This is a genomic window from Streptomyces sp. SP17BM10, from assembly GCF_036322405.1.
Classification (GTDB): domain Bacteria; phylum Actinomycetota; class Actinomycetes; order Streptomycetales; family Streptomycetaceae; genus Kitasatospora.
In genome coordinates this window covers 1-350 of record NZ_JAQYXB010000279.1, presented here as the reverse complement: position 1 = coordinate 350, position 350 = coordinate 1, and the positions used below count along the sequence as shown (strand labels likewise).

At 76.3% G+C, this 350-nt stretch carries 1 protein-coding gene; it reads right to left on the bottom strand.

Translation table 11 applies throughout. From position 1 onward, the window contains the following. Positions 1–316 (bottom strand): DoxX family protein (locus tag PUR71_RS01335; RefSeq protein WP_329924419.1); only part of this gene is annotated, 316 nt, incomplete at its 3' end. Positions 317–350: the final 34 nt, after the last annotated feature.

The following is a 350-nucleotide window of genomic DNA, read 5'->3' as shown; positions in this document are numbered from 1 at the left end:
GGAGCAGGGCGTGCTGCTGGTGGACGGTGAAGTAGGCGTAGGCCATCGAGCCGGAGCAGAGCAGCGCGGCCCAGCGGGTGCCGAGGCCGACCATGACCAGGAGGCCGCCGGCCAGCTGGATCAGGGCGGCCCACCAGCCCCGCCCCGGGCCGAGCGGGTCGGTGCCGCCGCACTTGGCGCCGCCGAGGACGCCGAACAGGGAGGCGGCGCCGTGGCAGGCGAAGAGCAGGCCGACGACGACGCGGTAGGCCGCCAGGGCGAGCGGGCGGGCGGCCTCGGTCACGGTGCGGGGGGTCGTGGGGAAGTGCGCGGACATGGGCAACGCCTCCTGGTGTGGGGGGAGGAGGGGT